The sequence below is a fragment of the Rhizobium sp. SSA_523 genome, from assembly GCF_030435705.1.
Taxonomy (GTDB): Bacteria; Pseudomonadota; Alphaproteobacteria; order Rhizobiales; family Rhizobiaceae; genus Neorhizobium.
In genome coordinates, this window is record NZ_CP129381.1 from 1,360,998 (window position 1) to 1,373,762 (window position 12,765).

10 protein-coding genes are annotated in these 12,765 nt (G+C 60.2%); 5 read left to right on the top strand and 5 right to left on the bottom strand.

The genetic code is table 11. From position 1 onward, the window contains the following. Nucleotides 1-3: 3 nt before the first annotated feature. Nucleotides 4-1,584 carry an ABC transporter substrate-binding protein gene (locus tag QTJ18_RS07435; RefSeq protein ID WP_252754083.1) on the bottom strand — a complete coding sequence of 527 codons (1,581 nt, stop codon included), beginning with the start codon at nucleotides 1,582-1,584 and terminating at the stop codon, nucleotides 4-6. A 230-nt stretch (nucleotides 1,585-1,814) separates the two neighbouring features. On the opposite strand from QTJ18_RS07435, the gene QTJ18_RS07440 reads away from it, so the two are divergent. Then, the gene (locus QTJ18_RS07440; protein WP_252754082.1) at nucleotides 1,815-2,519 is read left to right on the top strand and encodes a GntR family transcriptional regulator; all 705 of its coding nucleotides are present in this window, start codon (nucleotides 1,815-1,817) and stop codon (nucleotides 2,517-2,519) included. A gap of 243 nt (nucleotides 2,520-2,762) precedes the next feature. Here QTJ18_RS07440 and QTJ18_RS07445 read toward each other — a convergent pair whose 3' ends face one another. Continuing rightward, nucleotides 2,763-3,416 carry a TetR/AcrR family transcriptional regulator gene (locus QTJ18_RS07445; protein ID WP_252754081.1) on the bottom strand — a complete coding sequence of 218 codons (654 nt, stop codon included), beginning with the start codon at nucleotides 3,414-3,416 and terminating at the stop codon, nucleotides 2,763-2,765. Nucleotides 3,417-3,602: 186 nt separating this feature from the next. On the opposite strand from QTJ18_RS07445, the gene QTJ18_RS07450 reads away from it, so the two are divergent. The 3 genes from QTJ18_RS07450 (at nucleotide 3,603) to QTJ18_RS07460 (ending at nucleotide 7,998) form a co-directional block, all read left to right on the top strand. After that, the gene (locus tag QTJ18_RS07450; RefSeq protein ID WP_489672077.1) at nucleotides 3,603-5,723 is read left to right on the top strand and encodes a TonB-dependent siderophore receptor; all 2,121 of its coding nucleotides are present in this window, start codon (nucleotides 3,603-3,605) and stop codon (nucleotides 5,721-5,723) included. A gap of 112 nt (nucleotides 5,724-5,835) precedes the next feature. Continuing rightward, complete coding sequence (locus QTJ18_RS07455) at nucleotides 5,836-6,858, top strand: ABC transporter substrate-binding protein (RefSeq protein ID WP_252754223.1); 1,023 nt, start codon at nucleotides 5,836-5,838, stop codon at nucleotides 6,856-6,858. Nucleotides 6,859-6,888: 30 nt separating this feature from the next. Further along, entirely contained in the window at nucleotides 6,889-7,998 is a 1,110-nt protein-coding gene (locus QTJ18_RS07460; RefSeq protein WP_252754079.1) for a siderophore-interacting protein, read from the top strand. 97 nt (nucleotides 7,999-8,095) lie between these two features. Here QTJ18_RS07460 and QTJ18_RS07465 read toward each other — a convergent pair whose 3' ends face one another. Genes QTJ18_RS07465 through QTJ18_RS07475 form a run of 3 tightly spaced genes read right to left on the bottom strand, consistent with a single transcriptional unit; the run spans nucleotide 8,096 to nucleotide 11,470 of the window. Next, nucleotides 8,096-9,583 carry a gamma-glutamyltransferase family protein gene (locus QTJ18_RS07465; RefSeq protein ID WP_252754078.1) on the bottom strand — a complete coding sequence of 496 codons (1,488 nt, stop codon included), beginning with the start codon at nucleotides 9,581-9,583 and terminating at the stop codon, nucleotides 8,096-8,098. Beyond that, nucleotides 9,583-10,815, bottom strand: coding sequence for an amidohydrolase family protein (locus QTJ18_RS07470; RefSeq protein WP_489672074.1), 1,233 nt, complete (start codon nucleotides 10,813-10,815; stop codon nucleotides 9,583-9,585). Before QTJ18_RS07470 ends, QTJ18_RS07465 begins: the two co-directional genes overlap by 1 nt. Further along, nucleotides 10,808-11,470, bottom strand: a complete 663-nt coding sequence (locus QTJ18_RS07475; RefSeq protein WP_252754077.1) for a hypothetical protein — start codon at nucleotides 11,468-11,470, stop codon at nucleotides 10,808-10,810. Before QTJ18_RS07475 ends, QTJ18_RS07470 begins: the two co-directional genes overlap by 8 nt. 293 nt (nucleotides 11,471-11,763) lie before the next feature. On the opposite strand from QTJ18_RS07475, the gene QTJ18_RS07480 reads away from it, so the two are divergent. Beyond that, nucleotides 11,764-12,756 carry a DMT family transporter gene (locus tag QTJ18_RS07480; RefSeq protein ID WP_252754076.1) on the top strand — a complete coding sequence of 331 codons (993 nt, stop codon included), beginning with the start codon at nucleotides 11,764-11,766 and terminating at the stop codon, nucleotides 12,754-12,756. The last annotated feature ends 9 nt before the right edge of the window (nucleotides 12,757-12,765 follow it).

The following is a 12,765-nucleotide window of genomic DNA, read 5'->3' on the forward strand; positions in this document are numbered from 1 at the left end:
ACCTCAAGCGCCCCAATTATGGCGACGGAAATCCATCACGAAAGATTGGGCGGGTGCCCAGTTGATATCTGCCCGCTTGGCCGTGAAGGACGCATTGCGGTGCAAGACCACATAGGCCGGATCTTCGATCTCGATAATCTGCAGCATGCGTCGCCACACCGCGATGCGACGGGTGCGATCCGTGCTGGAACCGAGTTCCTTCGAGAGCGCACCAAACTCCTCGTTGCGCCACTGGTTGTTCCTCCATGGAGACCCGGCAGGACCCCAGGATCCGCTCATCTGGACATAAGGGTCAGGCAGGGTGGCGGCCGCCGACCAGTCGTGAATGCCGCGGGTTTCCGGCCCGCCTTCGCTGATCTGGCCCCAGTTTTCCACCATCTGCAGCTTGATGTTGAGGCCGACAGAGCGCCAGTTTTCCGTATTGATCTGAGCGGTGGCCGTCTGGGCGGTATAGTAGTCGTTCAGGACTCGGTAAGGGATCGGCTCGCCATTGTAGCCGGCCTCGCGCAACAGCGCTCGTGCCTTATCCGGATCGTAGGCGGGATTGTCGTGATCGGCGATGTAGAAATCGCCATAGAAGGTCCATTGTAGGCCCCGTGGCACTTCGGTACGGCCGCTCCACAGGGCTTCGACGATCAGGTTTCGGTCGACTGAGTGGGTCAGAGCCTGGCGAACCAGCGCATTGGCCAGAACCGGATGGGATTTATTGAACACAGTGTAGCGGGTGTTGTTGATCGGTCCTCCGACAACCTTGAAGCGTTTATCGGCTTCCACTGTCGCAATCTGGTCAGGAGGAATGTCACAAGCGAAATCAGCACCACCGGAACGCAGGAGGTTGATGCGCGACGCCGTCTCTGGCGTCTCGACGAAGCGGATCTGGCGAAGCGGCGGGCGGCCTTCCCAGTGATCATCGAATGCGGAGAGCGTCAGCACGGAATCAGGCTTGTATTCGGCAACGGCATAAGGACCCGTGGTGACTGGCTGTCGTGCCCAGTCCATCCAGCTCTTGGCTGCCAGGAAGGCGCGCTTGTTGACGATCATGCCGATCGACGCCGAGAGGCGGCCTTCCAGGACAGGATCTATGGCATTGTTGTGCAGACGGATCTTGTGCGGCCCGAGCACCTCGATGCGCTCGAAGGCCGGAAGAGCCTGGCGCGCGACCGCCGTGACGTTGGCGGGAACCTCAAAGGTTCCGCCGCCCCACATCCGATCGGGGCCATAAGAAAAGGCCACATCTTCGGCAGTCATCATGTCGCCATTGTGAAATCTCACGCCCTCCCGCAGGTCCACATCGACCGTCAGATCGTCGATGCGGTTCCAGCTGATCGCCAGTTGCGACTTCAGCGACATGTCGCCGATCCAGTCATTACCGAGCAAGGTTTCGGCATAACTCGTGTAAATGCGAGCGCCGACATTTGACTGTTCCGTCAACATCTCCAGGGTGTTGGAATTGGAAATGCGCTGGACTGCCACCGTGACGGCAGGACGCTCGGCGGATTGCGCCCTGGCAAAGCGCGGTATGGCAAAGGCGGCCGTTGACGCAGCCGAAAGGGAAAGGAGATGGCGGCGGGTAAATCCAGTCATTGTCTTAACCTTCTTGAAAACAGCGAGCAAAGGGCGTGCCGCAACGACGCGGGGAACCCGCGTCCGGCGTGATGAAGCGTCGGCGATAACGTGACGATGATCTGCATTTGCCGGGCGGTATGTTCACTCTTGGCCTGGCCGCCTCGATAGGGATTTGTTTAGGGACTCATTGTGAAATGCACATGACAGCTGTAGGTACAGCTCCAGGAAAGCAGAGTCGGAGTTGATGGATGGAGCCGCAATGGTTCAGGGTTTATCAGGCGGTGAAGAAGGCCATCCGCTTGGGAGAGCTGCTGCCCGGCAGCCAGGTCCCGCCGGAATTCGATCTTTCGAAACAGTACAGCGTCAGCCGAAACACTGTGCGACGCGCCTATCTGGCTCTGTCACAAGAAGGATTAATCCGGAGTGTGAACGGTCGCGGCTCCTTCGTCATGCAGACGGGCCTAACCTATGAGGTAGATGCCACCTCCCGGTTCCGCGATGTCCTGGATCGACAGGGTGTCCGATCCGCAATCCGCATGATGGACAGCCAGGAAGTTCCGGCAGATGACGAGATGGCCCATATACTGCGTATCGGAACCGGTCATCCTCTGTTGCGCGTCACCGCGCTCATCCTCGGCGACGAGGTGCCGTTCATCCTGACGGTGCGCCACATCCGCGCAGACCTTGTGCAGGACCTGGACCAGAAACTGAAAGAAACGGACTCCCTGACTAAGATCGCTCTGCGCGAAGGGTTGGGACAGCTGCGCCGCGTATCGACAACCGTGGCGGCCGGGCTACCGACAGAAAGGGAAGCCGCCCTTCTGCAGTGCCCAACCAATGCGCCGGTCCTACTGGTTCACTCAACCGGTCGCATCGACAATGGGCTGCTTCTTGAATGCCAGAGGGCGGCGATGAACAGTCAGCTTATTCGGCTGTCTTTCAAAAGCGAGTGAGCCGAATCAGGAGACGTAAGTGCCACGGCATCAGAAGCGCCCGGTGGCGAGCAAGTTTCAGTCCCTGCAATGCCTTCGAAACCGACACGAGAACTCCGGTCGCTCACATCTCCTCCGCCGTAAGAAAAGCGGCATCGATCCGCTTGTGGGCAAGGCAAGGCCATACGCATCGCATCGCATCGTCCGCTACACTGTCGCGCGCGGCCTCACCCACAACGCCCGACATAGCCCGCCTTCGGCGGCCTAGGACACAGCGCCTCCCCTCACGCCATTGATGAGCCAGGGCCAGGTTCTGTCAAAATGCTCTTTGACACTCCCGCTGGCATCGAATGCGTGACTCCCCGTCATCGCCGCGGCCGTCGGCAGCGCGACAAGACAGTGTATCAGATGGCTGGCGATCGCTTTGGCGTCACCCTCGGCGATTGATCCCGCCGCTTGTGCCTCAGCGACTGCATCCACGAGCTTCTCCATGATCGGATCCGGCTGCGGCGGTATCGGACCGTCTTTCTCAAAGACAACGGCCTCGCTGAAGGTGATACGCTTCAACGCAATGAGGTCGGGCTCCATGTTAATATGCAGCATGGCTAGCATCAAGGCTTGAAGCCGCTCAAGCGCGGTGCCGCTGGCCGCGGGCATCGTTTCGAGCCTGGCAATGGCGCGCTGATGCGCGTGGTCCACAACCGCTTCGAACAAGGCCACTTTGGATGGGTAACGGCGATACACCGTGTCCTTGCCTGCGCCAGAATGTGCGGCAACCTGCTCCATGGAGGTCCCGGCAAATCCCCTCGTGGCGAACAGGTTCGTCGCCGCGCCGATGATCCGCTCCGCAGCAGCGTCCTTGTCTGCTTTGGAAGGCCGACCGACACGCCGCGGTACCTGCATGACGTGAGATGTCATTTTCTTCCTCCTGCAATTGCAACAGCGCATTTTGGAGCGCGGCCCGTGTCTTGCCAATCCAAATGTTGACTGTCTCTTTCATATTTACTGGACAGGACGGTCCCGTTTGATTTATGGAAGTAGGCGATGCGGCAGGCTTTGACCATGGGGAAAATCGTGGGGCAGATGTTTCGATGCAAATCTTTCATGGCGGGAACCGCCATCCTTCTCATCGCTTCGGGAGGATGGGCTCAGGAGCAGACGACCCAATTGGCGCCCGTCTTGGTGCAGGGCGACGGCACGAGTGCTGACACGTCGGACAGCATTGTCGCCAGATCCGCCCGCTCCGCAACCAAAACCGTGACGCCGCTGACAGAGACGCCGCAATCGGTCACGACCGTCACGCGCAAGCAGATCGACGACCAGAATTCCCAGACCGTCAGCGAGGCGCTGCGTTATACCGCCGGCGTCCTTTCCGATCGGGATTCAAATTCGCGCTATGATTCGGTGTTTCTCCGCGGCTTCGGCGCATTCGGCACCGCCACCAGCTATATCAGCTTTCTGGATGGCTTGAGAATGCAGCGCGGGCAAGCTTTCGCTACTCCATCCATCGATCCCTTCTTCCTGGATCATGTGGACGTGCTGAAGGGGCCTTCCGCCCTCCTCTATGGGCAGATCAGCCCCGGCGGCCTCGTCAATCAGGTGAGCCGGGAGCCGTCCGACATCCAATCGAATGAGGTGCGGCTCGAGGTGGGACCGGACGGACGGGTCCAGAGCGGACTGTACTCTACCGGACCTGTCACCTCCGATGGCACGGTGCAGTACGGGCTTGCGGTCATCGGCCGGTCTTCCGGCACGCGCTATGACCATGTCGACGAGCAGCGCCTTGGCGTGATGCCATCTCTGAAGTGGCAGCCGGACGCAGACACGTCGCTGGTGATCTCCGGCTATTATCAACGGGATCCGGAAGGCGGCTATTTTAATTCGCTGTATCCGAGCTTTCTGGCGCCTGCAGGCTATGCCGGCTTCTTGCGCCGCGACCTCAATGTTGGAGATCCAGACTATGACGCTTTCGAGCGCACCCAGTATGGCGTTGGCTATAGGCTCGAGCACAATTTCGATGACCAGGTGACGGTACGCTCGAACTTCCGCTATTCGGGCGTTGACACCGACATGCAGTCGCTCCAGATGAACGGCCCGATGTCGGCAACCGGTATTGTCCCTCGCTGGGCTGTGCATTCCATCGAAGACGCGCGTGGTTTTTCTTTTGATAATCAGGCGGAGTTCAACCTTGAGACTGGCGCCGTGCGTCATACGCTTCTTGCAGGCCTCGACATCCAGCGCTCCACCAGCAGCTGGAAGTATTTTCTCGGTGGCGCACCATCGCTCGATGTCACCAACCCCGTTTATGGTCAGCCGGTCGGCCCGTTCATGGCTGCGGTCGATAGCGATCAGACGCTCCGCCAGACGGGTATCTACCTTCAGGACCAGATCGAAATCGGCAGCCTGCGCGGTGTCTTCGGCGTCCGGCACGATTGGGCAAATCAGGATACGGATAATCGCCTCACCCGCACGTCAACCGAGCGATCTGACAGCGCGACGAGCTATCGAGCGGGCCTGCTTTATCTGTTCGATAACGGTATAGCGCCTTATGTCAGCTACTCCACCTCATTCGAACCGACGACCAGTCTGGGAGCGGACGGCAATCCCCTGAAACCGACGGAAGCGGAACAGTACGAGGTAGGGATCAAGTACCAGCCGGCGCGGCTGGACGCCGTCTTCACCCTATCCGCCTTTGACATCCGCCAGCAAAACGTCGTCTACTACAATGCTTCAAGCGGCTTCAACGAACAGCAGGGCGAGATCCATTCGCGGGGCGTGGAGTTCGAAGCCAGAGGTAATCTGACCAGCAACCTTGAACTAATAGCGGCCGTCTCTCTGCTCGACACAGAAGTTTCCGAATCCGGCATCGCGTCGATCATCGGCAATCGTCCACAGGCCGTGCCGCGCTACCACGCTTCGCTCTGGGCAAACTACGTGATCGAAACCGGCGCGCTGGAGGGTTTGAGCCTTGGCGGGGGCGCACGCTTTGTCGGCTCCAGCTACAGCAACGACGCAAATACGGTGAAGGCCGATGGCTACACGCTGCTGGACGCCGCACTCCGTTATGATTTCGGAGCGAAGAACCCAAGCCTGAAAGGGCTTCAGGCAACGCTCAATGTCACGAACCTGCTCGACAAGGCATATTATTCCTCCTGCAGTTCCGACTATTATTGCCAATACGGCAACAGCCGCACGGTGCTGGCCGGCCTGAAATATAAGTGGTGAGGCGTCAGTGACGTTAACAAGACGCCTTTTGTGCACATCCCTCGCCGCCGCCGGCATCCTCTCGCAGATCCGGCCCGCGACGGCTGAGGGACAACCAATAAGCGTGACGGACATGGCTGGGCGCGAGGTGCGACTTCGCGCTTTGCCAGAACGGATCATCCTTCTTGAGGCACACGATCTTGTGACCATGTCCCTCTTGCACGAGGATCCCGCCTCGCTCGTCGTGGGCTGGGCGGCTGTCGATCGGATCGACAGCGAGCGCCTGCAAGAGCGCCTGACCAACGGCTATCCCGTTAGCACCGTCGGCAAGCAGTCTCCCGATACGGTTTCACTGGAAGGGCTAATCGCCCTGGCACCTGATCTCGTTGTCACGACTGCCTTCATGACGCCGCAGGGCGATGCGGATCCAATGGTGGAAAGGCTGAAGCAGTTCGGTATTCCCGTCGTCTTCAGCGATGCATCGAGCAATACCAACGCCGGCGAGCCCACAGCCGGTCCTGTTGCCGAACTCAAGAATGCTATGAAAATGTGGGGCGGACTGCTCGGCACATTGACAAAGGCGAACGCGTTCATCGCCTTTTATGAACGAGAACTGGCAGGGATAACGGCACGCCTTGAAGGCACGACACCGGTCACGACCTATCTGGAAGTCCAATCCACCCTTGACGATTGCTGCTGGGCGGCAGGGCGAAAAGTCTGGGGCGATCTGCTAGCACTTGCCGGCGGACAACCCTTGCCGGGCGTGACCGCTCCGTGGTTCGAAAAGCTCTCGCTCGAATATCTACTGTCAACGCCCCACGACGTGTACATAGCCTCTGGCGGCGGATGGGCCTCGGGCAGCCGTCCCGCGATCGGACCTGGCATCGACCCTGCCCTTGGCCGGCAGGGTCTGCAGCGCCTGATCGACGGAAGGCCTGCCTTCCACCACTTGGCGAGCGTTCGCGCACAGCGCGTTCATGGGATCTGGACCGGCCTGATCACAAATCTTCCGCTCAACATCCTGTTCGTCGCGCAAGCCGCGAAATGGCTGCATCCCGAGCGATGCGCCGATCTCGACCCTGCAGCCATCCTCGATCGCATCAATCGCGATTTCGCGGCATTTCCTATTGAGGGGCCGTTATGGGCCTCGATTTGAGTTCAAGGAGCAATCCGGATGTCACTGGTTATGAACAAACGATATCGCGCAAGCGCAATGGTTCGGTTTGAGAACATCAGCGAATATGTGGAGCCGATCGTCGAGTCGATCGCAACCCACGATATGACTGTTGAAGAAGCCGCTGGAGTTCATCATATCCGCTCACCGTTCGGCACTGCCACGTTCGAAGCGACCGCAAAGGGCTTCAAGCTGACGGCCGAAGCCAACAACGCAGGCGGCCTCAATCGGCTAAAGCATGCGCTCGTCGGACCGATCGGCTTCATCGCCGCCCGCGAGAAGCTGGAGATCCGGTGGGAAGGAGATCATGCCGAACCGGCCCTGCCCGCTGATCTTCGTATTCTGCATGTGAAATCCGTCGAAGACATTGCTCCCCGCGTCCGCCGGATCGTGTTCCGGGGGAAGAACCTCAAACGGTATGATCGCGACGACCAGTTCCACTGTCGACTCATCTTCCAGCCTCGTGGCACAGATGAACCGCGATGGCCGATGCTCGACCACCGCGGCCATGTCGTGTGGCCCGACGACAAAGCCGTGCCGACACGGGTCTACACGATCCGGCATATCGATGCCGCCGCCGAGGAAATCACGATCGACTTTGCGCTTCACGCCCATCCCGGTCCGGCAACCCGTTGGGCCATGGAGGCGCGCCCGGGTAACCTTGCCGGCATCCTCGGCCCCGCCGCCATGGGCCCAAAACCCGCAGAATTTCATGTTCTGATTGGAGATGAGACCGCTTTGCCCGGTATTGCGAGGGTCCTTGAATCCCTGCCTGCCACCGCGGCCGGCCAAGCCTTCATCGAGGTGGACAGCAAAGCCGACGAGCTTCCCCTTCGCTGTCCGGCCGGCATGGCGGTTGTCTGGCTGCACCGCAACGGCGCTGCCGCCGGCACGACGACCTTGCTGGAGGATGCGATACGCACGGTCCGATGGCCCGACCAGCTGGACAGGGCCTTTGTCTGGGGCGGATGCGAGCATCGGGCCTTTAGTGCGATCCATCGGCATCTCAAGAAGGAACTCGGCCTTCCCCGCGATCGCTTCGTGCTCTACTCGCACTGGCACAGGCATCTCAGCGAGGAGGAGATCATCGCGAAGGGCGGAGAGGCCTATCTGCCGCAGTAACCGCCGGGCGGGCCTCAATCGGTCTTGCCAAATATTGGGCGTGCGAAATCGCCTTGTCCTCATCCCCGACCCCTGGCCGTCTTCGAAAAGAATAAGCCTAATGTCGCGGATCATGCGCCCCGATGACCGTGTCGCCTTCGATACGGATCATGCCAGCCTGCCCGGCCAGCGGGCTGAGCGTCGGCAAAGGGCTGATCTGATGCCCCAGGGCGGCCAGCTCGTCTTCGATGCCGCTGACCTCGATCTTCAAGCTTTCGCCGCTATCCGAGAAGGTCTTTCCCAAAAGAAAGCGGGGGGCCGCGAGCGCTTCTTTCGGCATCAGCTTGTGGTCGATCGCCTGGCGCAAGAGGACGGTCAGCGTCTGGGGCTGGCCATCGGCCCCCTGGGTTCCGTATAGAAGCCAGGGCACGCCGTTGCGGGTTGCAATTCCAGGGTTGAGCGTATGGAATGGCCGCCGGCCCGAGGCAAGTCGATTTCGGCCTGATCCAAGCGAGAAGCCGGCGCCCCGATTATGCCATATGATCCCGGTGCGGCCCAGCCTGCAACCACTCCCCCAATCAAAATAGGTACTCTGCAATGCGGAGACGCAATTGCCATTTTTATCGCGCGCGGCGAAATAGACAGTGTCGGCCTCCTGGAAAACCTGCGGCCAAGGTGCAGCGCGAGCCGGGTCTACTGCCTCTGACTGCCTCACCAGATGCGTATCCGATAGAAAGGCCTTGGCCAGAGCCATGGCTTCCGGTCCGTCGTCGATAAGGCGACGGTCCAGGAAAGCCCGTTTCACCGCCTCGACCATCAGGTGAACCTCGTCTGCCCTGGATTTGGGAGGCGCCAGCCGCTCAAGAATGCCCATGATCTCCAGCGTGGTCACGCCCTGGGTTGGTGGCGGCGGCGCGTGGAGCACGCTATCACGGTAGGCGAGCGACAGCGGTGCCTCGTTCAGACAGTCGAGCGACGCCAGATCGGCGGCGGTGGCATCGACACCAAGCATATGAAGATCAGCCAGAATCCGCGCCGCCAGGCTTCCTTCATAGAAGCTGCGCAAACCTTCCCGCGCAAGGATCTCCAGGCTTTCGCCCAGTTCCGGCTGAATGAGTTTAGAACCGCAGCGCGCGTCTGCAAAATTAGAAAAACCGGGCCAGCCAGACATTTCGGCGTCACGCTTTTCGCGCCAGAAATCCTGTGAGGCGGTCACGATGATGCCATCCCGCGCTGCCGATATGGCGGGTTGCAGCAGCGCCGCAATATCCGTGTCGGAACGGCCGCTGGCTTCCAGCGCCGTGATCCAGGTGGCGACTGCACCGCACGTGGTCAGGATCGATCCCGGTCCCCGCGTCGCAATTCGAGTGACCTGGTCGCTGAAGGCAAATGCACGCCCGATGCCCGACAAAGCTCTGACATGTCCACCGGCATCGGCCAACATCCAGACCGCATCGCCGCCGATTCCGCAAAAGTGCGGCATTGCCACGGAAAGATGGGCCCCCATGGCAACCGCGGCTTCGGCAGCACATCGACCCTCCGCGAGCAGGCGATTGCCGATGTCCGTTGCCTGGGGGTGGGGACTGACTGCGAGCGAAGTGGACATCACAGGCTCCGGCAAATGGGTTGGACGGGCGCCCAAAGGCGCATCCGTCCGCTGCGGATCACGGCAGTGACTGGAGCGTTGCGACGGATCGCTTCTGCCGCGGATCGAGCTTTGACCAGGATGAAGTCTGCCGCAGCGCCAATCGCAAGGTCCGGCAGGGCAAGACCGGTCATGCGCGCCGGTATATCCGAAATCATCGCATGCACGCGATCGAGTGAATGATCGGCGGCCAGTTGCTCCAGATTGGCGTAAAATTGCGCCATCCGCAGCAGGGAGGCATCGCCGAAGGGCGTGAAGAAATTCTCGACATTATTCGTTGCGATCGCCACATCCACGCCGGCCCCGGCAAGGTCGGAGGCGGGCGCCAGACCGCGCGGCCTCATCGGGTCTGAGCGATCACCATTCAGAAAAGCGTCTGTTGCTGGCAAGACGACCAGCGAAATGCCTGACTCTCGCATTCCGGCAGCGAGCCCGGCACGTCTATCGGCCGAAAAGGCCGCGAATTTGGTCGCGTGGCCGACCACGACACGGCCATGATAGGAACGTCGGTCCGTCTCCGCGATGATCTTGGGAAGGATCGAATTCTCCGGATCAAGATCGAAGTCGACGTGGAAATCGACATCAACGCCAAACCGTTCCGCAAGATCGAAGATGAGCTCGACATGCGCATGCGGATCAGCGTCGGTATAGGGACATCCGCCGACCACTGTCGCTCCGGCTTCCAACGCTTTGGCAAGCAAGGCGAGCGTTTCCGTTTCGTCGGTAACACCCTCCTGGGCGAAGGCACAGATCTGCAAATCGATGAGATGGGCCCAGTCTGCGGCAAGCCTGCGGATAGCATCGAAACTCCGCATGCCGACCCGCGGATCGACCTCGACAAAGGTTCGCATGGCTCGTGTGCCCGACCGGAAGGCCATGTCGAGAACCTCTGAACCGCGCGCGTAGACATCCTCCTCCGTGAATTGCGATTTGCACACTGCCGTCAGGCGAACCGCTTCCTTCAAGTTCCCTTCGCAGATCGGGCATCGGCCGAGGAGCATTGCCTTATCAAGATGAATGTGCGCGTCCACAAACCCAGGCAGCAACAAAGCGCCCGCGGCGTCGTAGGTTTTAATGCCGGTCCTTGATCCCTGGCCGATGGCGGAAACCATTCCGCTCTCGATCAGGATAGGCTGCACGGACCCCATGCCGGGGAGGAGGACATTGTCGATCTGGAATCTTGCCTCAGGCATCCATCGTCTCTCGCTGTGCAAGTCTCAGTGCTTCCTGCTTTAGCTTCAATTGCATATTCTGGGGCACTATGACACCAGGCTTATCGAAGGTCTCCAAATAGGGAACGAGGTGCTCTACCTGCTCGTCGAACAGTCTTTCCATCAATGCATCCACCAGTTTGCGCGTGCCAAAGCGAAAGGCACCGATGGAAACGGCCGAGAGCCCGCCCATGCTCATGGTTGCAAGGGCGTTGAAGGCAAAGACGCGATCGATGCCAGGCGCGGATCCGGGAACCCGCGGCGTGAACCGGTAATGCCTGTCCAGATAGGGGAAGTTCAGTCGGGGGCTGTCGACGTCTCCATCCATGGGAGTGAACCGGTCTCGCCAAAGGGCAGCCAGTTCATGCAGTCGGGACAGTTCGGGCCGCCGGCTCATGTCAACCGTGACACCCGTCGCGGCAAACACATGGTCGCAGCGCCATTCCCGCCCTGGAAGCTCAATCCGGATTTCCGATCCCGTCCAGGACACGCTATTCCAGGGTGATCCCAGGTGGATGTTGAAGTTCTCATAGCCGCAGGCCTTGTGGAAATGGTGTTCCGCCGGCGCTTGGCTGAGCCCGCCAGGAACAAGAAAGCTGGCCGAAAACGTGATGAGCCGCTTCCACACGCCGGCCATTGCCGATCTCGGACAGGCACGGTCTGTGGAGGAAAAACAGGCGCTCCACTGCGCAGCTGCCGCTGCAAACCGGGAAACAAGCGGTCTGGAATTGCCTCCTATAGGGCCGGTGCAGTACCAGCGCCTGCCGATCCCACATCCCCCTCCTTGTCCTCCTCCACCGGCCGCCCGCATCGTCTTTCTCCAGGTTTCAAGTACGGCCGCCGGGATAAGAGCAAAAATAACCAATGCTCACGCGACGGATTGCAAAAATATGATATATCGAGCCTCTCCCGGTCACAGGTCGCACCGTTTTGAAGAGCGTTTACATCCTAGCCTTGCTCGCCTATGCGGCATTTTCCGTCACTGATGCCAGCGTCAAGGCGGCAGGCAGCCATTTGTCGATCTTCCAGGTCGCGTTCATGGTCAATGTCTTTGCAGCGCTGTCCGTGCTGGCCACGCGGCATCCTGGCGAACGATGGCGTGACTTCTGGCGCACCCCTCATCCTCTTGCCGTGCACGGCCGCGCCATCTGCGGCGTCGTGGCAAGCGTTTCGGGCGTCTACGCCTTCACCACCATTCCGCTTGCCCAGGCCTATGCCCTTGTCTTCCTGGCGCCCCTGTTCGTCACGATCATGTCGGCTCTGGTGCTGAAGGAATATGTTGGGCTATGGCGATGGTTCGCCGTGGCTATCGGCTTCGTGGGCGTGCTTCTCGTCGTGAAGCCTGGCCACCAGCCGTTCGAGGCCGGGCATCTGGCGGCTATCTTCACCGGCCTCGGCACGGGAACGGCGGTCATCATCCTGCGGCGCATCGGCGGCAAGGTGAAAACGACGAGTGTTCTGGGAACGCTCATTCTCTATCTCCTCGTGCTCAATGCCGTGGCCATGCTCATCCACGGGGCCAGCATTCCGACATTCCGAGAATGCGCCCTGCTTGCCCTTGCCGGCATGTCCTACGGGCTGGGCCAATGGGCGCTGGTCTCGGCGACGCGCTATGGCAATGCGACCCAGATCGCGCCCATGCATTATTCGCAGCTGGCCTGGGCCGTCCTCTTCGGCGCCCTGATCTTCAACGAATTTCCCGATGCCATTGCGCTTGCCGGCATCGTCGTCATAGCATCCGCAGGCCTGCTGACGGTTCTGCGCGAGCGATTGCGCGGCATGCGATCATCGGTCGCCCTGGCCGCAACAGTTGGCATTCCGGACGGCGACCCGGTTGCGGATCCGCTGGAAGAACCGGCGAAAGATCCGGCGGAAACTGTGAAGCGCGCTGAGGATTTTCACCGCCGGCCATTCCCAAAATAAATATTTGAT